Raw genomic sequence first — 19,817 nt, 5'->3', positions numbered from 1 at the left:
CAGGAACAGGGGAACAGCGTGAACGACGACGGCCACGGGATCAGCATCACCGGGAACGTCACGGGCATCGTGCAGAGCGGCAGCCACGCCCGCGCCGAGTACACCCACCAGCAGACCGCCCCCACCCCGGGCGAGGCACCCGAACTGCGCGCCCTGCTCGCGGCGGCGGACGCGCTGCGCGAGCGGCTGCGGGCGCTCGCCCCGGACGAACTGCCGCCCGCCGCCGCGGAGGTGGCCGGGCAGGCGCTCGACGAGCTGGCGGCTGCCGCCCCTGAGGGCCGGCAGCCGGACGGCGGCCGAGTCGGGCGCGCCGTCTTCACGCTCACCGGCGCCCTCGGGGCCGCGGCGGCCCTCACCGAGGCCCTGCGGGCCCTGACCTCGGCCGCCGCCCCCTGGTTCTGAGGCCCGCCCTCTGGCCTCTCGCCCGTCCGCTCGCCCGGTTCCCCAGCCCGGCCCCTGGGCTCAGGCCGTCCGGTGGATCAGCCGGCCCTCGTCGTCGGTGCGGCCGTCCGGGTCCGGCAGCAGCCCGAGCCGTTCGGCGAGCCGGCGGGACGGCACGTTGTCCGGGTGGATCAGCGCGACCACCGGCACGCCGGGGAAGCGCGGCAGCGCCTCCGCCATCGCCGCCCGGGCCGCCTCGGCGGCGTAGCCCAGGCCCCAGGCGGACGGCCGGAAGCGGTAGTAGAGGTTGAACACCCGCTCGCCGTCCAGCGTGTGCAGGTAGAGCCCGGCGAACCCGATGACCGCCTCCGGCTCCTCCCGGGTGGACACGGTGCAGTACCCCACCCCGTCCCGCGCCCAGTCGGCGACGAAGCCGTCCAGCATCTCCTGGCTCGCCGCCCGGTCGCGGTGGGGCCCGTTGGGGTTGTAGCGGTTGGTCTCCGGATCCCCGTGGATCGCGAACACCGCCTCCACGTCCCCCTCCTGGGGCCGGCCGAGGACCAGCCGCTCGGAGGCGGTGACGATCGTGCGGGTGGCGGGTCCGGTGGCGTGTCCGGTGGTGGTCATGGCGCTTCCCCCGTGTCGTGCGTAATAGGTCTACCGCACCATAGGCCATTACCCCGACAGTCGCCCGACCATTTCCGCCCACCCGCCCCGGCTACAGGATCGGTTCACACCCGATCGCCTTGCCCCCGGCGGTGAGGAACTGGCGCACCAGGTCCTTCTGATCGGGGAACAGGAAGGGCCTTTCGAGGCTGTGCTCGTACCCGCCGTTGACGGTGAAGAAGACGTCCTTGCCCTGACAGGTGGCGACGAGTGTCCCGCCGGCGACCCAGCTGGCTCGCCCGAACTCGGACGGCTCCTTGCCGTCCTTCTGGGCTAGGGCGGTGACCCGCGGCTCGGTGGTGATCGTGAATTCCTGTGACCGACTGTCGTGCCTCGGGTCCTCGCCGATCGTGCAGGACCAGATCGGGTTGGACGCGGTGGTGACCTGCTGCGGCATGGGCCACTGGGCCTCGGGGTTCTTCGCGGGTGCGAACCCGGGCAGGCCGCAGAGGTTGGCCCAGTCCGGTTCCGTCTGGGCCGCCTTCGCCGACAGGCTCTTCGGTCCTGAAAGTGTCCGGTTCGCGCACGAGCGGGCCTTGGCCACACTGTTGGCGAAGGCCACGGCCAGGCGGGCCCTGGCCTCGTCATGGCCCGCCTCGCTGGTGCTCACCTCGGCACGTACGCCCTTCTGGCACGCCTCGGGGAGCACGGCCCACGCGGCGCCCGGGGTGACCGAGCCGGCCGATTCGCCGGAGAACAGCCGGGCATCCGACGCGGCCAATGCGCCCGGGCCGTCAGCGGTGTTGAGGACGATGGTGAACCGCACGACCTTCTTGGAGGTCTCGAACAAGCCGGAGCTGACCGTGGCGGAGCAGCTGTTCCCGGTGGAGTTCTTCGTCGCCGAGTAGCCCTTCTTGTTCTCACTCATCGGTCCGGACCCCAGCAGGTCGTGCACCTGCTCCGCTGTGGCCGCTCCGTCGCACACGCTGTCGGGCCCGCCGATGTTCGTCAGCCGGTACAGCGCGAAGCCCGCCGCCCCTGCCAGGGCGAGGGAGAATGCCAACAGCACCGCCGTCAACCGCACCCGCAGGGCGCGCGTGGTGAACCCGCGCCGATTGAGTGCCGCGTCGACCCTGCCGGCCAGCCCTACGGCGTCGTCGGGACGCCCGCTCTTGCTCTTGCTCTTGGTCTCCATAGTCCTCACGCCCTGCCGAACACGGTGCGATAGGTGGTGTCGATTCCGTTGTTGTAGGCGGATCCCGCGGTCCTCTGGAGCTGCTGTGGCACGCCCCCGTCGAGGTCCATGGTCTGATGGTCGACTCCGGACATGATCAGCTTGTAGTCGATCATCGCCTTCAGCTGCTGCTGTCCTGCCGAGAAGTGGGAGCTCAGGTTGTCCTGGAGCTTGCTGTCGATCTTGGCCTTGGCGGCGTCGGCGTAGGTGGCCGTCCCGATATCGGCGTAGCGCTGCGCGATGTCGCCCACACCCGGAATCAAGTTCAGGGGTGTGCCGAGCAGGTGGTAATTCATCTTCGCCTGCCAGTCCTGGGCAGACTTGGCGGAGTCCGCGTGGTCGACGACGGAGTCGGCGTACACCGCGTCGAGCGCGCCGAGCGTCCTGCCGGACTCGTGGACGAGGGCATCCAGTCCGTGGTTCACACCACCCGTCGCATCGGGCTTCACCGCGTCGGGGCCGTACCCGTCCAGGCGGCGGGCGATCTCCTGGGTCTCGGCGTGCTGGATGACGGCGAATGCCGCCGGGTCCTCGACGGTGCCTCGGATCAGGCGCAACAGCTGCTCGCGGTTGACGGTGAGCCCGTCCGGCTGGGACGCGCCGTACAGGTCCTTGCCGAGGATCTCGTGCGTGTCCGCAGCGTAGTCGGCGATCATGTCGGCCATCGGCCGACGGAGTCCGGCCGGAAGGGACGTCTTGTCCCCGGGGCCGGCGCCCGCGAACGACTTCATCGTCTCGTCCATGATCTGCGACATGACCTTGTCGTGCGGGCGGACGACCGGTTGGTCGCTGTGTGGGTCCCGACCGGTCGTGGCCGCCTCCAGGGCATAGCCGAATGCGCTACGGGAGGGAGTGAAGTCGGCGGGAACGTTCTGCTCGTTTCCCTGGAAGGGCCACTTCCGGTCGTGCAGCAGGTAGTCCAGGTTCTTGCTCTTCCCGGGGTCGAAGAAGTCCTTCGACGCCTCGGGGTTGCGGCTGAACGCGTTCATCAGACCGCCCATCGGGTCGGACTGGTCGACCCGGCCGTTCCAGTTCGGGCCCCAGAGGTCCTCGCCCTTGGCCTTGCTGGTGCGCTCGTAGTCGACCAGGTCGTTGCCGACCTTGAGCAGGAACGCCTTGTCGTACGTCCCCTTCGCCCCCATCAGCGCCGTCATCGCCGGGTAGTTGTCGTTGAACCCCGCCGCAGAGCCTCCCGGGCGGCGGGCGGCGGCCAGCAGGCCGTCCTCCCAGGCCTTGCCCATTCCTCCGTCATGGGTGGCCGTGGCGAGCACCACCGACAGGTTGCCGTAGACGTCCTGGTAGCCCTTGGCGTTGTGGTTGCCGTGGGCGAGGCCGTCGTAGACCTTGCTGTACTCCAGCAGGGCGTCCGGGCCGGTCTTCCCGCCGTAGTCGAGGCCGTTGAGCAGCGTGGTGGAGAAGTCCTTGTTGCCCGCGTTGGCGGCCATGATGTCCTGCAGTTGCTTCAGCTGCGGATCGCTGAGGCTGCCGGCCTTGGCCATCAGGTCCTTGGCCCGGTTGGCGTCGGCGATCGGGCCGCCGCCGTAGGGCGTGGGGTTGAAGGCCGTGGTGCTGGTGCCGATGTCGCCCTGGAGTGCGGCGGTGGCCCGCTGGTCGGCGGAGTCGGCCTTCTCGACGGCCTTCGTCAGCCGGGCCGCGATGGCCTCGGCCTTGGCCGCGAGCGTCTGAGCCAGCTTCTCGCCGTCGGGGTCGTTCCTCGTCTCCTTCGGCAGGGTCCAGTTGACCTGGCCGTCCGCGGCGACGGTCATGTTGTCGCTCTGGGCGTCGTGGATCGCCGTGTTGAGGTCGCGGCGGGCGGCGGCGAAGTCCTCGGCGGCGGTCTTCATGATCGCGGCGAGGGCGGTGGCGACGGCCGAGGCCTGCTTGAAGTCGCCGTCGACGGTCTGGAGCACCTTGGTCGCGTCGTCGGCCGCCGCGCCCTTCCAACCGGCCCGCTGCGCGGTGCTGGTGAGGTCCTTGGCGACCCGGCCGTCCAGGGCGGTGAGGGCCTTGGCGACGCCGGCCCAGGCTTCGGCGGCGTCGGTGATCCCGGAGAAGTCGGCCTCGTGCAGTTCCTTGAAGGACACCATGTGTCCGGGTTCCCCCTTCTGGTCTTCCAACTGCTGTTCTTCTGGGGCCAAACAGGGCCTAGCGGCCCGCGCGGAGGTCGGCGGCGGTCGCGGCTTCGTTGGCGCTGTAGGACTGCTCGGTCCTGTCGAGGTTGCCGGCGGCCTTGCCGAGCGTGTTGTGCAGGGCCTTGCACTGCTGCATCCAGCGCTCGGTGCAGCCGGTGAGGGCGCCGCCGAAGGAGAAGCCGCGGATCCTGGTCGCCGCGGTGCTCGCGTACTCGGTGAGGCCGTGTGCGCCGGGCCCGGCCTTGCCGTTCGCGTTGTCGAGGTCGGTGGCGATCTGTCGGGCCATCCCGGCCGAGGCGTTGAGTTCGTGCGGGACGTCCAGCCGGGTGGTCACCAGACCCGGGGCGAGGACGGGCGCGGGCACGTTGCCGCCACCGGACTGGACGGGTGGGGCGTACGGCGCGGTCCTGGCCGAGCCGGGTGCCGGAGCCGAGGCCGGCGAGACCGGCCCGGTGGTGAAGTACGGGCTAACCATGTGTGTGCAACTCCTTCTCGTCGAGAAGGGGTCAATCCCCCCTGTGGCATGACGACGGTACAGGGGCCCTCCGTCAGTGCACTGACGCACCCTCCGTGTTCGCGGTCGCACGGCGGGTGGATGGGGGAGGAGGTCTTGTTACCGGCGGGTCGCTTCCCTATCATCACGGGTGTTACAGCTTTACTGTCAAACCCAGAAGGGTTCTGCAGCCAGTGCGTGACACGAGCAGTCCGCCGGGCGCCACGGCCGCCGGCCCCGGCCCGTTGGCGGGGGTGCGGGTGGTCGAGCTCGCGGGGATCGGGCCGGGGCCGTTCGCGGCGATGCTGCTGGCCGACCTGGGCGCCGACGTGGTGCGGGTGGACCGGCCGGATCCGTCGCCGCTGGGCATCGACCCGGCGTACGACGTGACCAACCGGAACAAGCGGTCGGTGCTGGTCGACCTCAAGTCCCCGGCGGGGCCCGGCCTGGTGCTGGACCTGGTCGAGCGGGCGGACCTGCTGATCGAGGGCTACCGGCCCGGGGTCGCGGAGCGGCTCGGGGTCGGGCCGCAGGACTGCCTGGCCCGCAACCCGGCGCTGGTGTACGGGCGGATGACCGGGTGGGGGCAGCAGGGCCCGCGCGCCGCCAGCGCCGGGCACGACCTCGGGTACGCGGCGGTGGCCGGGGTACTCGGCCTGGTCGCGGGGCCGGGCGGGCCCGAGGAGGCGCCCGGCATCCCGGCCAACCTGCTGGGCGACTACGCGGGCGGCTCGCTCTACCTGGTCGTCGGCCTGCTCGCCGGGCTGCAGCACGCCAGGAGCACCGGCGCCGGCCAGGTCGTCGACGCCGCGATCGTGGACGGCGCGGCGCACCTGTCCAGCATGCTGTGGGGGCTGCTCGCGGCCGGCCACTGGCAGGACCGCCGGGGCGCCAACCTGCTGGACGGCGGCGCGCCGTTCTACGCGGTCTACCGGGCGGCCGACGGCGGACACCTGGCCGTGGGGGCGCTGGAACCGCAGTTCTACGCCGAGTTCGCCCGCCTGCTGGACCTCGGCCCGCAGGCACCCGGGCAGTACGACCTGGCCCGCTGGCCCGAACTGCGGGCCCTGATCGCCGACCGCTTCGCCACCCGGACCAGGGCCGAGTGGGAGGCCGTCTTCGCCGGGTCCGACGCCTGCGTGGAACCGGTGCTGACGCTGCGTCAGGCAGCCCGGGAGGAACACCTGTTGGCGCGCGGCACCTATGTCGAGGCGGGCGGCGTCACCCAGCCCGCCCCGGCCCCGCGCTTCTCCGCCACCCCCGGCACGCTGCGCCGCCCGCCGGCCCGGCCGGGCGCGGACACCGCCGAAGTGGCCCGCGACTGGGCCGTCCCGTCCCTCAACTCCGATGCAGGACAAGGAGCGTAGCGTTGCAGCGCGAGATCTTCACCGAGCAGCACGAGGACTTCCGGGCCGCCGTGCGGGCCTTCCTCGCCAAGGAGGTGCTGCCGCACTACGACCGCTGGGAGAAGGCCGGCATCGTCGACCGCTCCGCCTGGCTGGCGGCCGGCCGCCAGGGCCTGCTCGGGATGGCCGTCCCCGAGGAGTACGGCGGCGGGGGCGCCCCGGACTTCCGCTACGCCGCCGTGCTGGCCGAGGAGTTCGCCCGGGCCGGCGCCTCCGGGCTGGCCGTCGGCCTGCACAACGACATCATCGGCCCCTACCTCACCTCGCTCGCCACCGAGGAGCAGAAGCGCCGCTGGCTGCCCGGCTTCTGCAGCGGCGAGCTGATCACCGCGATCGCGATGACCGAGCCCGGCACCGGCTCCGACCTCCAGGGCATCCGCACCCAGGCCGTCGACCGGGGCGACCACTACCTGCTCAACGGCGCCAAGACCTTCATCTCCAACGGCATCCTCGCCGACCTGGTGGTCGTGGTCGCCCGCACCACCCCCGAGGGCGGCGCGCACGGGCTGAGCCTGCTGGTGGTCGAGCGCGGCACGCCCGGCTTCGAGCGCGGCCGCAACCTGGACAAGATCGGCCAGAAGGCCCAGGACACCGCCGAGTTGTTCTTCGAGGACGTCAGGGTGCCGAAGGCGAACCTGCTCGGCGAGCTCAACGGCGGCTTCGTCCACCTGATGCAGAACCTCGCCCAGGAGCGGCTGACCATCGCGGCCGCGGCGATCGCCGGCGCCGAGTACCTGGTCGAGATCACCACCGACTACGTCAAGCAGCGCGAGGCCTTCGGCCGCCCGCTGGCCAAGCTCCAGCACGTGCGTTTCGAGATCGCCGAACTCGCCACCGAGTGCGCCGTCACCCGGGCCTTCGTCGACCGCTGCATCACCGAGCACAACCGCTACGCGCTCACCCCGGTGGACGCCTCGATGGCCAAGTGGTGGGCCACCGAACTGCAGAAGCGCACCGCCGACCGCTGCCTCCAGCTGCACGGCGGGTACGGGTACATGAGCGAGTTCCCGGTCGCCCGGGCGTTCACCGACGGCCGGATCCAGACCATCTACGGCGGCACCACCGAGATCATGAAGGAGATCGTCGGCCGGTCCGTCCTCGGCTGAGACCTCCCGCGAAACCCCCTGCCCCGAAAGGCGTTTGACCGTGACCACCGAAGCGTACGTCTACGACGCGATCCGCACCCCGCGCGGCCGGGGCAAGGCCACCGGCTCGCTGCACGGCACCAAGCCGATCGACCTCGTCGTCGGCCTGATCCACGAACTGCGCAACCGGCACCCGGAGTTGGACCCGGCGGCGATCGACGACATCGTGCTCGGCGTGGTCAGCCCGGTCGGTGACCAGGGCTCCGACATCGCCCGGATCGCGGCCATCGCGGCCGGCCTGCCCGACACGGTGGCCGGCGTCCAGGAGAACCGCTTCTGCGCCTCTGGCCTGGAGGCCGTCAACCTGGCCGCCGCCAAGGTCCGTTCGGGCTGGGAGGACCTCATCCTGGCCGGCGGCGTCGAGTCGATGTCCCGGGTCAAGATGGCCTCCGACGGTGGCGCCTGGTTCGCGGACCCGATGACCGCGTACGAGACCAACTTCGTCCCGCAGGGCATCGGCGCCGACCTGATCGCCACCATCGAGGGCTTCTCCCGCACCGACGTGGACGCCTTCGCCGCCGAATCCCAGGCCCGCGCCGCCAAGGCGCAGGCGGACGGCCTGTTCGACCGCTCGGTGGTCCCGGTCCGCGACCGCAACGGCCTGGTCGTGCTGGAGCGCGACGAGTTCATCCGTCCCGGCACCACCGTCGAGACCCTGGCCGGCCTCAAGCCCTCCTTCGCCGGCATCGGCGAGGCCGGCGGCTTCGACGCCGTCGCCCTGCAGAAGTACCACTGGGTCGAGGCCATCGACCACGTCCACCACGCCGGCAACTCCTCCGGCATCGTCGACGGCGCCGCGCTCGTCGCCATCGGCAGCCGGGAGATCGGCGAGCGGTACGGGCTGCGCCCGCGCGCCCGGATCGTCTCCGCCGCCGTCTCCGGCTCCGAGCCCACCGTCATGCTCACCGGCCCCGCCCCGGCCACCCGCAAGGCGCTCGCCAAGGCCGGGCTCACCGCCGCCGACATCGACCTGGTCGAGATCAACGAGGCCTTCGCGGCGGTCGCCCTGCGCTTCATCCGCGAACTGGGCTTCCGGCCCGAGCAGGTCAACGTCAACGGCGGCGCGATCGCCCTCGGCCACCCGCTCGGCGCCACCGGCGCGATGCTGCTCGGCACCGTGATCGACGAGTTGGAGCGGCGCGACCTGCGCTACGGCCTGATCACCCTCTGCGTGGGCGGCGGCATGGGCGTCGCCACCATCGTCGAGCGCATCTGACCCACTGTCCCTCGGATCCCCTCGGAGACCCTGAACTCATGAGCGACACCACCACCATCCGCTGGGAGCAGGACCAGGACGGCGTGGTCACCCTCGTCCTCGACGACCCGACCCAGTCCGTCAACACCATGAACGAGGCCTTCACCGCCGACCTCGATGCCGTCGTCGACCGGCTGGCCGGCCTCGCCGCCGCCGACGGGCTGCGCGGCGTCGTCGTCACCTCCGGGAAGAAGACCTTCTTCGCCGGGGGAGACCTCCGGCTGCTCTCCGCCGCCCGCCCCGAGGACGCCGCCGCCGTCTTCGAGAAGTCCCAGCGGATCAAGCGCGCGCTGCGCAGGCTGGAGACCCTCGGCAAGCCGGTCGTCGCCGCCGTCAACGGCAGCGCGCTCGGCGGCGGCCTGGAGATCGCCCTCGCCTGCCACCACCGGATCGCCCTGGACAACCCCGCCAGCCGGCTCGGCCTGCCCGAGGTCACCCTCGGCCTGCTGCCGGGCGGCGGCGGAGTGGTCCGCACGGTACGGCTGTTCGGCATCACCGACGCCCTGCTGAAGTTCCTCCTGGAGGGCCGCCAGTACCGCCCGGCGCAGGCCCTGGAACACGGGCTGGTCCACGAACTCGTGGCCAACCCGGAGGAGTTGACCGCCCGGGCGCGGGCCTGGATCGAGGCCAACCCGACCGCCGTCCAGCCCTGGGACGTCAAGGGCCACAAGATCCCCGGCGGCACCCCGGCGAACCCGGCGTTCGCCGCCAACCTGCCCGCCTTCCCGGCCAACCTGCGCAAGCAGCTGAACGGCGCGCCCTACCCGGCCCCGCGCAACATCCTGGCCGCCGCCGTGGAGAGCGCCCAGGTCGACATCGACACCGCGATGGCGATCGAGGCCCGCTACTTCACCGAGCTCGCCTGCGGACAGACCAGCAAGAACATGATCCAGGCGCTGTTCTTCGACCTCCAGGCGGTCAACTCCGGCGCCGGCCGCCCCCAGGGCGTCGAGAAGCGACTCGTCCGCAAGGTCGCCGTGCTCGGCGCCGGGATGATGGGCGCGGGCATCGCCTACACCTGCGCCAAGGCCGGCATCGAGGTCGTGCTCAAGGACGTGAGCATGGCCGCCGCCGAACGCGGCAAGGCCTACTCCGCCGGGCTGCTGGACAAGGCGATCGCCCGCGGCCGCTCCACCGAGGCCAAGCGGGACGCGCTGCTCGCCCGGATCACCCCCACCGCCGAGGCCGCGGACCTGGCCGGCTGCGACGCGGTGATCGAGGCCGTCTTCGAGAACACCGAGCTCAAGCACAAGGTGTTCCAGGAGGTCGAGGGCGTCCTCGCCCCCGACGCGCTGCTCTGCTCCAACACCTCCACCCTGCCGATCGGGCTGCTCGCCGAAGGCGTCGAGCGCACCGCGGACTTCATCGGGCTGCACTTCTTCTCCCCGGTCGACAAGATGCGCCTGGTCGAGATCATCCGCGGCCCGCAGACCGGCGACGAGGCCCTCGCCCGCGCCTTCGACCTGGTCCGGCAGATCGACCGGACCCCGATCGTGGTCAACGACTCGCGCGGCTTCTTCACCTCACGGGTCATCGGCCAGTTCCTCAACGAGGGCGTCGCCATGGTCGGCGAGGGCGTCCCCCCGGCCAGCATCGAGCAGGCCGCCGCCCAGGCCGGCTACCCGGCCAAGGTGCTCTCGCTGATGGACGAGCTCACCCTCACCCTGCCGCGCAAGATCCGCGACGAGTACCGGCGCGCGGTCGAGGCCGCCGGCGGCGGCTGGACGCCCCACCCGGCCGACGCGGTGGTCGACCGGATGGTCGACGAGTTCGGCCGCCCCGGGCGCAGCGGCGGCGCCGGCTTCTACGAGTACGGCGAGGACGGCAAGCGCGGGCGGCTCTGGCCGGGGCTGCGCGAGCACTTCGGCGAGCCGGCCGCGGACGTCCCCTTCGAGGACCTCCTCTTCGAGGACCTCAAGGAGCGGATGCTGTTCAGCGAGGCGCTGGACTCGGTGCGCTGCCTGGAGGAGGGCGTGCTGACCTCGGTCGCCGACGCCAACGTGGGCTCCATCCTGGGCATCGGCTTCCCGGCCTGGACGGGCGGCGTGTTCCAGTACATCAACGGGTACGAGGGCGGCCCGGTCGGCTTCGCGGCCCGGGCCCGCGAACTCGCCGCCGCCTACGGCGAACGGTTCGCGCCGCCGGCGCTGCTGGAGCGGATCGCGGCGGAGGGGCGTACCTTCACCGACTGACCGTCAGGCCTGAGCGGGTGGGGCCGGGTGCCGGACGGCCCCACCCGGCTCCTCCTGCGGTTGCCCGCCCAGGTCCTTGCTCAGCTTCCCGCTCAGCTCCTCGCCGAGTTCCTTGCTCAGCTTCCCGCTCAGCTCCCCGCCGAGTCCTCCCGCAGTTCCTCGCCGAGTTCCTTGCTCAGCTTCCCGCTCAGCTCCCCGCCGAGTCCTCCCGCAGTTCCTCGCCGAGTTCCTCCCGCAGCGAGCGCTGGAACGCCGTGACCAGTGCCTGCGCCACCATCGGCTGGATGTGGTCCGTCAGCGCCCTCATCCGGGCGAGCTCGTCCGGCGCCGGCTCGCTCTCCCGGTAAGGCCGCCACACCGTCTCCCGGAACAGCCGCTGCAACTCCCGGGCCGTCGCCCGGCTGTGCTCCAGCACCACCGCCCGCGCGGCCAGCAGCGTCTCCAGCGGGATCGGCACGTCCAGGATCCGCACCCCCAGCGGCAGCAGGCCCGGATCCACCCGGAACAGCTCCGGATCGGCCGTCCGCTCCAACGCCCCCATCGCGACCAGGCGTTGCACCTGTTCCTCCGACAGCCCCCGCCCGGCCCGCCGCTCCAACTGCGCCCGGCCCAGTTCCTCCGCCGCCTCGGGCGTCCAGGACGCCACCAGCGCCCGGTGGATCGCCAGGTCCAGCGGCGTGCTGTCCTCCGGCAGCCGGGACAGGTACCGCTCGATCGCGGCCAACGTCAGCCCCTGGCGCTGCAACTCCTCGATCAGCTCCAGCCGGTCCAGGTGCGCCGCCCCGTACAGCCCGACCCGGCGCGGCCCCAACTCCGGTGGTGGCAGCAGGCCCTTCGTCCCGTAGAACCGCACCGTCCGGACCGTCACCCCGGCCCGCGCCGCCAGTTCGTCGACCGTCAGCCGCACACCGCCCCCGTCTCCCACGGCCCCGCGCTCCCCCATCTGCCGCCTCCTGCACTGGCACACTTCCACTGTGACAGCAGCAGTGTGACAGTGCCCGTCCCCCTGGTCCACCGGCTGGTCCAGCGGCTGGTCCACCGGCTGGTCCACCGGCGACGGCGGCCCGCCGCGCACGTGAGTCCGCCCCCGCCGCTGGGGAGCGGCGGGGGCGGACTCGGGGTGCCGGTGACTCTGGCGGCGCCGCTTCTGGCCGGAGCCTGCTCTGACCGGCGCTGCTCCTGCGCTGTGGCGCGGCTGGTCCCGGCCTCCGCGGCGTGGGGCTACCGGGAGGCGGCGTCGGCCAGGTCGGCGTGGTGGCGGCGGGTGACCTCGGGATGGGCCCTCGTGTAGCCCTTCCACTCGTTGAGGCCGAACTCGGCGAACAGCGGGTTGTCCGGATCCTCGGTGGCGCCGGGGGCGTGCCGGGCGAACGGGAAGTCCAGCGGCTCGATGTGGGCGTCGAGACGGGGGTTGTAGAAGAACGGGACGGAGAAGCGCTCGCGGGCGCCGACCGGGCTGACCACGCGGTGGTTGGTGGCCTTGAGGTAGCCGTCGGTGGCCACCTCCAGCAGCTCGCCGAGGTTGACGACGAAGGCGCCCGGCATCGGCGGGACCTCCAGGAAGGTGCCGTCCGGGCGCTCGACCTGGAGGCCGCCGACGGTGTCCTGGAGCAGCAGCGTGATGAAGCCGTAGTCCTTGTGGGCACCGACGCCCTGGCCGGCGCCGTTCGGAGCGGTACCGGGGTAGCGGACCAGCTTGAGCCGCAGGTGGGGGTGGCCGGCGAAGGCCTCGTCGTAGAAGTCGGGGCGGGCGCCGATCGCGGTGAGGAGCTCGTGCAGCAGTCGGCGGGCGGTGCCGCTGAGGTGGTCGATCCAGCCGAGCGCGGCGGTGCGCAGCTCGGGGAGCGCAGCGGGCCACTGGTTGGGGCCCTCCAGCCACCAGTACGGGGGCTCGTCGGTGCCGGGGACGTGCGGGGGCAGCTCGGCGCCGATGTCCAGCTGGTCGCGCCAGTCCTGGCTGCCGCCGGTGCGCTCGTCGCCGGTGCGGGTGTAGCCGCGGTAGTGGGGGGAGTTGAGGTTGCTCACGGCGAGCCGGTCGGCCTCGGGGAGGGCGAAGAAGGCGCGCATCGCGTCGGCGAGCGCGGCCGTCTCCTCCGGGGTGATGCCGTGGCCGACGAGCTGGAAGAACCCGACGTCGGTGGCCGCGGCACGGAGTTCGTCGTGCAGCCGGCGGCGGTCGTCCGGGCCGCCGTCGGCGAGCGAGAGGTCGATCACCGGGAGGGAGTCGGATATGGGGGTGTACTGCTGCGACATGTGTGACATCCGCTGGTCTCGTCCCGGCCGGTCCCGGTGATCGACCGGGGGATGGCCGGAGTGGCCGCCTGGTGCGGCGGGTGCTCCGGGAGCCGGGAGGCGGAGGCGGCCGGGTGGAGGCTGCCCTTGAGGGTGGTGGCGCGAGGTTCAGCTGGAGCGTCGACAGGACATGCTTGTCACGCGGAGCAGGTCCACGTGGCGACGGCGAACAAGGATGAGCACGTCACCAGCGTAGATGACCTTGACCGGAGCGGGCGAGCCCCCTGCGGCGGAGGGCTGCCTCTCACTTGGCAGTGGCCCTTCAAGGGTGGAAAGCCTTCGTGTGTCGCCCCTCTCAGCCGTTGTTGAGGTAGGCCAGCACGGCCAGGACGCGGCGGTTGTCGTCGTCGGAGGGCTGGAGGTCGAGCCGGACGAAGATCGACGCGGTGTGCTTGGCGACGGCCCGCTCGGTGATCACCAACTGCTGGGCGATCGCCGCGTTGGAGCGCCCCTCGGCCATCAGCGCCAGCACCTGCCGCTCGCGCGGGGAGAGGGTGGAGACCGGGCCGGCCGAGGAGTTGTGGGCGAGCAGCCGGGTGATCACCTCCGGGTCCATCACGGTGCCGCCCCGGGAGACCCGCTGCACCGCGTCGATGAACTGGGCGCCGTCCAGCACCCGGTCCTTCAGCAGGTAGCCGATCCCGCCGGTGCTGCCGGCCAGCAGCTCGCGCGCGTACAACTGCTCCACGAACTGCGACAGCACCAGGACGGGCAGCCCGGGGTGCGCCTGGCGGGCGGCCAGCGCCGCCCGCAGCCCCTCGTCGGTGAAGCCGGGCGGCAGCCGGACGTCGACCACGGCGATGTCCGGCCGGTCGGCGGCCACTGCGGCGAGCAGTTCGTCGCCGGTCTCGACCGCCGCGGTGACCTCCATGCCGCTGGCCTCCAGCAGCCGAGTCAGGCCGTCCCGGAGGAGGAAGAGGTCTTCGGCGATGACAACGCGCACGGGATCTCCAGGTTCACAATGGTCGGGCCACCGGATGGGCTGCTGATCGCGAGCACCCCGTCGAAGGCGGCCAGTCGGCGTTCGGTTCCGCTGAGGCCGGTCCCCCGGGACGGGTTGGCGCCACCGCGCCCGTCATCGGTGACCGATATCCGCAGCAGCCCGCCACTGTGCCCTATCTCGATCCACACGTGCGAGGCGCCGGCGTGTTTCACCACGTTGGCCAGCAGCTCGCTCACCGCGAAGTAGACGGCGGACTCCACCGGAGCGGGCGCCCGGCCGGGCAACCCGCCGGTGAAGGTGACCGGCAGCGGGAGGTCCAGCGCGGTCGCCTCGACCGCGTCGGCCAGGCCTCGGTCGGCGAGCACCGGCGGATGGATGCCCCGGACCAGGTCGCGCAGCTCGCTCAGGGCCTTGACCGAGGACATCCGGGCCTCGACCAGCAGGGGTTGCAGGGCCTTCGGGTCGTCCTTCACCTGCTCGGCCACGGTCAGCAGCATGCCCAGGGCGACCAGCCGGGCCTGCGCCCCGTCGTGCAGGTCCCGCTCGATCCGGCGCAGTTCGGCCGCCCCGGCGTCGATGGTGTCCGCCCTGGTCCGGGCCAGATGACTGACCTGGCGGGCGAGTTCGCTCCGTCGGGACGGGCCGAGCAGGGCGCGGGCGGCCCGCTCGTGCACCCGCAGGACCGGCGGCGCGGCCCACAGGGCGGCCAGCGGGGAGATGTAGAGCCCCATCAGGTAGAGGGGCCCCAGCGGGAGGAACGGCCCGTTCCGGCCGAGCACCTGGAGGGCGATCGGGGTCAGCACGACGATCACGGCGGTGATCGGGATGGCGCAGCCGGAGACGAGCACCCAGAGGAGGTCCCGCCACGTCGCCGGATCGGTCAGCCAGCCGCCGGCGCGCAGTCGCTGCCACGGCCCGGCGTCGACGCGGTGGTACGGCACCGGGATCGGCCGGCCGCTCCACCGGCCGACGATCCGCCGGTTCTCCGTCGCGATCCAGCGCGTGCCGAGCAGGCCGAGCACCAGCATCGCCGGCCCCAGGCAGAGGGATCCGGACCGGCCGCCGGGCGGGGCGCCGCCGTAGAGGTCGGTGGCCATCAGCGCGAGCGAGCCCGGCGCGAACAGGACGGCCCCGGCCGCCCGGCCGCCGCCCCCGGTGGCCCAGCAGAGCGCCCAGAGGGCGACCGGCGCCAGCGGCACCAGCAGGATCAGCGGCCCGCCCGGACCGTGGGCGAATGGCTCGGTGTCGTCGGGGCCGAGCAGGGCGGCGGCCAGCAGGACCGGCCCGGCCAGCAGCGCCATCAGCCCCGTGACGGCCAACGTGACCATGTAGAGCGCCCGCACGCCGGCCACGACGGCCCCCTCCAGCTGCGCGACGGCCCTGGACACTGCGCTCGTCCTCATCCCGCGCCTCCCCTCCGGTCGGTGGCCCCGCGGCCCCGGTTGATCATCCGGCGTCAGTCTGCCGCGCCGTGACGTGCGGCGCTCTAGGTCTGCGCCCCCAATCCGGGGTGTACCTGGATACACCCCCGAGAGGCCGTCCAGACGGCTGTCCGCGCCCCGCCCCGGATTCGTAGCGTCATGTCCCGTCAGCCGGCCCGGACTTCCGGCGCCGGACCTCGAATCGTGGAGGGCCCGTGAACGCGCCGATCATCCGGATCCGCGGCGTCAGCAAGACGTACGACCGATCCGACGCCGCCCACCCCGCGCTGGCCGGGCTCGACCTGGAGGTCCGGGCCGGCGAGGCGCTGGCCGTGCTCGGCCGCTCGGGCAGCGGCAAGTCCACCCTGCTGAACCTGGTCGCCGGCCTCGACCGCCCGAGCGAGGGCGCCGTCGAGGTGGACGGCGTGGCCGTCCACGAGCTCGGCGAGGCCGCCCTGGCCGAGTACCGGCGGAAGCGGATCGGCATGGTGTTCCAGTTCTTCAACCTGCTGGACGACCTGAACGTCGAGGACAACGTGCTGCTCCCGGCCCAGCTCGCCGGGATGCGGCGGGAGCCGGCCCGGGTCCGGGCCGGCGAGCTGCTGGAGCGGCTCGGGGTGGCCCGGCACGCCAAGGCCTTCCCCGGTCGGCTCTCCGGCGGCGAGCGCCAACGCGTCGCGGTGGCGCGGGCCTTGATGAACCGCCCGCCGCTGCTGCTCGCCGACGAGCCGACCGGGGCGCTGGACACCGCCTCGGCCGCCGACGTCCGCGACCTGCTCCGGGGGCTCAACGCGGAGGGCCAGACGATCCTGCTGGTCACCCACGACACCGCGCTCGCCGAGGCCTGCGCCGACCGGACCATCGAACTGCTCGACGGCCGGCTGGTCCGGGACACGGCGGCCGTGCCGGCCCCCGGCGGTGCGCGATGAGCGAGCGGTGCGCGATGAGCGAGTGGTGGGGGTGCCCCCGGCCGGAGGCTGGGGGAGAGCGGATCACGGGAGGGCGCGTGCGGGCGAACGCCCCCGCCGGGCGAAGGGAGGCGGGCGCATGAGCGTACTGGGCAAGGTGGTTCGCGCCGGCGTCGGCCGCAAGCGGGTGCAGACCCTGGTCATGGTGCTCACCACGATGGCGGCCGTGACGGCGTGCATCCTCGCCACGGGCCTGCTGGTCGCCTCCCAGGGCCCGTACCAGCGCACCTTCGCCGACCAGCGCGGCGCGCACCTCAACGCGCTGTACGACCCGGCCAGGGCGAGCCCCGCCCAACTCGCCGCGACCGCGCACGCCCCCGGCGTGACGGCCTCGGCCGGCCCCTACCCGGCGCTCACCGTCCAGCCGCGCGCCGGTGACGAGCTGCGGATCCCGCCGGCCGGCAGCCTGCTCCCGCCCGTGACGCTGGTCGGCCGGGCGAAGGACGGCCCGCTGGACGGTCTGCGGATCACCATGGGCCGCTGGCTCGCCGGCCCCGGCGAGGTGGTGTTCCTGGACGGCCACTCGCCGCTGGGCGTCGGCGACAGCATGCAGTTCCCCGACCTCCCCGGGCACCCGGTCCTCAAGGTCGTCGGCCTGGCCGCCTCCCCCTCCTGGAGCGCGGACGGCTGGATCGCCCCCGAACAGGTCGCCGGGCTCACCGCGCCCGGTGCGGCGCCCGCCGCCCAGTACCTCTACCGCTTCGCCCACGCCGACACCGACGCCGAGGTGGAGGCGGACCGCGCCGCGCTCGCCGCCGCGGTGCCGGGCGGCGCCCTCGCCAGGGCCACCTCGTACCGGCCGGCCCAGGCGGAGGCCAACCGGACGGCCGCGACCTTCGTCCCGTTCGTGACGGCCTTCGGGGTGCTCGGCCTGGCCATGTCGGTGCTGATCATCGGCGTCGTGGTCAGCGGCGCCGTCAGCGCCGCCACCCGGCGGATCGGCATCCTCAAATCCCTCGGCTTCACCCCGTCCCAGGTGGCGCGCGCCTACGTCGGCCAGGCACTGATCCCGGCCGGGGTCGGCACGGCGCTCGGCGTGCTCGGCGGAAACCTGTTGTCCGTGCCCGTCCTCGGGATGGCGCACAAGGCCCTGCGCGGCGGCCTGCTCGGCATCCCGCTCTGGGTGGACGTCGCCGTTTCGGCGGTGGCCCTGGCGGCCGTGGCGGGCACCGCCCTGGTGCCCGCGCTGCGGGCCGGCCGGCTGCGCACGGTGGAGGCGCTCGCGGTCGGCCGGACGGCGCCGGGCGCCCGGCGGGCAGCCTCCCGCGGCGGCCCGGGTCCGGCCGGGGCGTCGGGTCCGGCCGCCAGGATCCAGCAGCTCATCGGCCGCCTACCGGTGCCGCGCGCCCTGAGCCTCGGGCTGGCGACCCCGCTCACCCGGCCGGGCCGCTCGGCGACCACGGCCGCCGCGGTGGTGCTCGGCACGGCCGGAGTCACCCTGTGCGTCGGCCTGACGCTCTCGCTCGGCTCCTTCCAGGACGGCCTCCAGGCCGGGCGCTCCGGCAAGGTCGTGCTCCAGACCCCGATCGAGAGCTCGACGAAGGCCCCCGACCACGTGGACGAGGCCGCCGCGACCAGGGCGATCACCGGCCGCCCCGGTACCCGGGCCTGGTACAGCACCGCTCCGACGCCGGTCGCCGTGGCCGGGAACACCGGGCGCACCGCGGTGATCGCCTTCACCGGGGACGCCTCCTGGGGCGGCTACCAGCTGATCTCCGGCCGGTGGTTCCAGGGCCCCGGCGAAGTGGTCGTCGCCACCGCCTTCCTGCGCGCCAACCAGGTGCGCGTCGGCGACACCGTCACCCTCACCGACCACGGGCGCAGCACCCCGGTGCGGATCAGCGGTGAGGTCCTGACCACCAGCGACCAGGTGTTCGTCGACCGGGCCGCACTGGCCCCGCTCGGCACCGCCGTCCAGGCCGACGCGGTCGCCTTCCAGATCGACCTCACCCCGGCCACGGACGCGAAGGCGTACGCGGACGGGCTCGACGACGCCGTCCGGCCGCTGGGCCTGAGCGCCGAAGCGGGCGGGCAGCAGATCAGCATCGTGATGCTGGCCATGAACACCCTCGCCGGGACGCTCACCCTGCTGCTGGCCGTGGTGGCCGGTCTGGGCGTGCTCAACACGGTGCTGCTGGACACCCGGGAGCGGGTGCACGACCTCGGGGTGCTCAAGGCGCTGGGGATGTCGCCCCGGCAGACGGTCGGCATGGTGCTCACCTCGGTCTGCGGCAGCGGGCTGACGGCCGGGCTGATCGGGGTACCGATCGGGATCCTGCTGCACCACCAGGTGATGCCGGCGATGGCCCGCGCCGCCGGGGTCGGGGTGCCGGAGGCGGACCTCACCGTGTTCCACCCCTCGGTGGTGGGGCCGCTGATACTCGGCGGCCTGGTGCTGGCGCTGCTCGGGGCCCTCCTCCCCGCCGCCTGGACGGCTCGCACCCGGACGGTCACGGCGCTGCGCACCGAGTGACGGCGGGGCGGGGCGGTAGGGAAGGCCCGCTCCGCCGGTGACTCAGACCAGCCGTGCCGCCGCGTACGCCTCCAAGGCGGCCCGCTGGTACGCGGCCAGGCCCGGGGTGATGGCCTCGTACGCGGCGCTCCACTGGGCGTTCTCCGTGCAGGAGCGCGCGATCGCGCGGAACTCCTCGACGGAGACCGTCCGGAGCGCGCTGAGCGCCCGGTACTCGGCGTCGATGTGGTTCTGCACGGGCTCGGCGTCCGCCGGGTGGCCGGCCGTCAGCAGCTCCGCCAGGCGGATCATCCGTGCCGTCCGCTCGCGCTGTCCGGCCTCGACGTCGGCCTGGCTCATCGCGGCGGTGGCGCGCCGCGCCGCCTCGGCGTGCTCGGGGAAGTCCCGCAGGCTCTCCTCGACGTCGCCGGGCTGGATGCCCTCGAACAGGTTCTCCGGTCGGTTGATGCTGGTCATGGGTGTGCCGTCCTCTCGGGAACGTTCCAGGTCGGCGATCGTGCGGGAGACGGTGGCGGCCAGGGTGTCCAGCCGGTCGCGCTCGGCGAGCAGCCGGTGCCGGTGGTCCCGCAGGGCCTCCAGCTCGTCCACCTGGTCGCCCAGGATCCGGGCGATCTCGGTCAGCCCGACCCCCAGCGCCCGCAGTACGAGGATCTGTTGCAGCTGGAGCAACTGCCGTTCCTCGTAGTAGCGGTGGCCGTTGGAGCCGATCCAGGCCGGTGGCAGCAGTCCGATCTCGTCGTAGTGCCGCAGGGTCCGGGCTGTCACGCCCGACATCCGGACGACTTCCGCGATCGGCCAGACCGCTGCCATGCGCCGTCTCCCTCGTTCACGTTCGCTTGGACCAGGGCCGGTTCCTCCGGCCCTGGTCACGACGGT

General features: G+C 73.0%; 16 protein-coding genes. 7 read left to right on the top strand and 9 right to left on the bottom strand.

The annotated features are described in order from the left end of the window. Window positions 1–18: 18 nt before the first annotated feature. Complete coding sequence (locus tag AB0P03_RS27630) at window positions 19–402, top strand: DUF5955 family protein (protein ID WP_363631439.1); 384 nt, start codon at window positions 19–21, stop codon at window positions 400–402. 60 nt (window positions 403–462) lie between these two features. Here AB0P03_RS27630 and AB0P03_RS27625 read toward each other — a convergent pair whose 3' ends face one another. From AB0P03_RS27625 to AB0P03_RS27610, 4 genes are all read right to left on the bottom strand, one after another. Continuing rightward, window positions 463–1,008: a GNAT family N-acetyltransferase gene (locus tag AB0P03_RS27625; protein WP_363631437.1), complete on the bottom strand. Its 546-nt coding sequence runs from the start codon at window positions 1,006–1,008 to the stop codon at window positions 463–465. A gap of 91 nt (window positions 1,009–1,099) precedes the next feature. Continuing rightward, a complete protein-coding gene (locus AB0P03_RS27620) occupies window positions 1,100–2,182 on the bottom strand; it encodes a hypothetical protein (RefSeq protein WP_363631435.1) in 1,083 nt (360 codons plus the stop codon). Between the two features lie 5 nt (window positions 2,183–2,187). After that, the gene (locus AB0P03_RS27615) at window positions 2,188–4,308 is read right to left on the bottom strand and encodes a hypothetical protein (protein ID WP_363631433.1); all 2,121 of its coding nucleotides are present in this window, start codon (window positions 4,306–4,308) and stop codon (window positions 2,188–2,190) included. A gap of 58 nt (window positions 4,309–4,366) precedes the next feature. Further along, window positions 4,367–4,828 carry a hypothetical protein gene (locus AB0P03_RS27610; protein ID WP_363631432.1) on the bottom strand — a complete coding sequence of 154 codons (462 nt, stop codon included), beginning with the start codon at window positions 4,826–4,828 and terminating at the stop codon, window positions 4,367–4,369. A gap of 212 nt (window positions 4,829–5,040) precedes the next feature. Here AB0P03_RS27610 and AB0P03_RS27605 point away from each other — a divergent pair, with 212 nt between their 5' ends. The 4 genes from AB0P03_RS27605 to AB0P03_RS27590 are packed head-to-tail and all read left to right on the top strand — an operon-like array spanning window position 5,041 to window position 10,844. Beyond that, entirely contained in the window at window positions 5,041–6,213 is a 1,173-nt protein-coding gene (locus tag AB0P03_RS27605) for a CaiB/BaiF CoA-transferase family protein (RefSeq protein WP_363585679.1), read from the top strand. Window positions 6,214–6,215: 2 nt separating this feature from the next. Next, window positions 6,216–7,358, top strand: a complete 1,143-nt coding sequence (locus AB0P03_RS27600) for an acyl-CoA dehydrogenase family protein (protein ID WP_363585678.1) — start codon at window positions 6,216–6,218, stop codon at window positions 7,356–7,358. 40 nt (window positions 7,359–7,398) lie between these two features. Further along, window positions 7,399–8,613: an acetyl-CoA C-acetyltransferase gene (locus AB0P03_RS27595; RefSeq protein WP_363631431.1), complete on the top strand. Its 1,215-nt coding sequence runs from the start codon at window positions 7,399–7,401 to the stop codon at window positions 8,611–8,613. A 38-nt stretch (window positions 8,614–8,651) separates the two neighbouring features. Next, window positions 8,652–10,844, top strand: coding sequence for a 3-hydroxyacyl-CoA dehydrogenase NAD-binding domain-containing protein (locus AB0P03_RS27590; RefSeq protein ID WP_363631430.1), 2,193 nt, complete (start codon window positions 8,652–8,654; stop codon window positions 10,842–10,844). A gap of 187 nt (window positions 10,845–11,031) precedes the next feature. Here AB0P03_RS27590 and AB0P03_RS27585 read toward each other — a convergent pair whose 3' ends face one another. The 4 genes from AB0P03_RS27585 to AB0P03_RS27570 form a co-directional block, all read right to left on the bottom strand. Next, complete coding sequence (locus AB0P03_RS27585) at window positions 11,032–11,787, bottom strand: MerR family transcriptional regulator (protein ID WP_363625264.1); 756 nt, start codon at window positions 11,785–11,787, stop codon at window positions 11,032–11,034. 278 nt (window positions 11,788–12,065) lie between these two features. Then, on the bottom strand, window positions 12,066–13,106 hold the full coding sequence (locus tag AB0P03_RS27580; RefSeq protein ID WP_363631428.1) for a 2-oxoglutarate and iron-dependent oxygenase domain-containing protein: 1,041 nt from the start codon (window positions 13,104–13,106) through the stop codon (window positions 12,066–12,068). Between the two features lie 325 nt (window positions 13,107–13,431). Continuing rightward, window positions 13,432–14,079, bottom strand: a complete 648-nt coding sequence (locus AB0P03_RS27575) for a response regulator transcription factor (protein ID WP_363585673.1) — start codon at window positions 14,077–14,079, stop codon at window positions 13,432–13,434. Beyond that, the gene (locus tag AB0P03_RS27570; RefSeq protein ID WP_363631426.1) at window positions 14,031–15,482 is read right to left on the bottom strand and encodes a sensor domain-containing protein; all 1,452 of its coding nucleotides are present in this window, start codon (window positions 15,480–15,482) and stop codon (window positions 14,031–14,033) included. Before AB0P03_RS27570 ends, AB0P03_RS27575 begins: the two co-directional genes overlap by 49 nt. A 233-nt stretch (window positions 15,483–15,715) precedes the next feature. Between AB0P03_RS27570 and AB0P03_RS27565 the strand changes: the two genes are divergently transcribed. Continuing rightward, window positions 15,716–16,429 (top strand): ABC transporter ATP-binding protein, encoded by a 714-nt coding sequence (locus tag AB0P03_RS27565; RefSeq protein WP_363585671.1) that lies wholly within the window; start codon window positions 15,716–15,718, stop codon window positions 16,427–16,429. 118 nt (window positions 16,430–16,547) lie between these two features. Further along, window positions 16,548–18,941 carry an FtsX-like permease family protein gene (locus AB0P03_RS27560; RefSeq protein ID WP_363631424.1) on the top strand — a complete coding sequence of 798 codons (2,394 nt, stop codon included), beginning with the start codon at window positions 16,548–16,550 and terminating at the stop codon, window positions 18,939–18,941. Between the two features lie 42 nt (window positions 18,942–18,983). Here the strand turns inward: AB0P03_RS27560 and AB0P03_RS27555 are convergent, their stop codons facing one another. Next, window positions 18,984–19,751: a MerR family transcriptional regulator gene (locus tag AB0P03_RS27555; RefSeq protein WP_363631423.1), complete on the bottom strand. Its 768-nt coding sequence runs from the start codon at window positions 19,749–19,751 to the stop codon at window positions 18,984–18,986. Window positions 19,752–19,817: the final 66 nt, after the last annotated feature.

It is taken from the genome of Kitasatospora sp. NPDC088779 (assembly GCF_040685395.1).
Classification (GTDB): Bacteria; Actinomycetota; Actinomycetes; order Streptomycetales; family Streptomycetaceae; genus Kitasatospora.
This window is presented reverse-complemented; position numbering and strand designations above follow the sequence as displayed.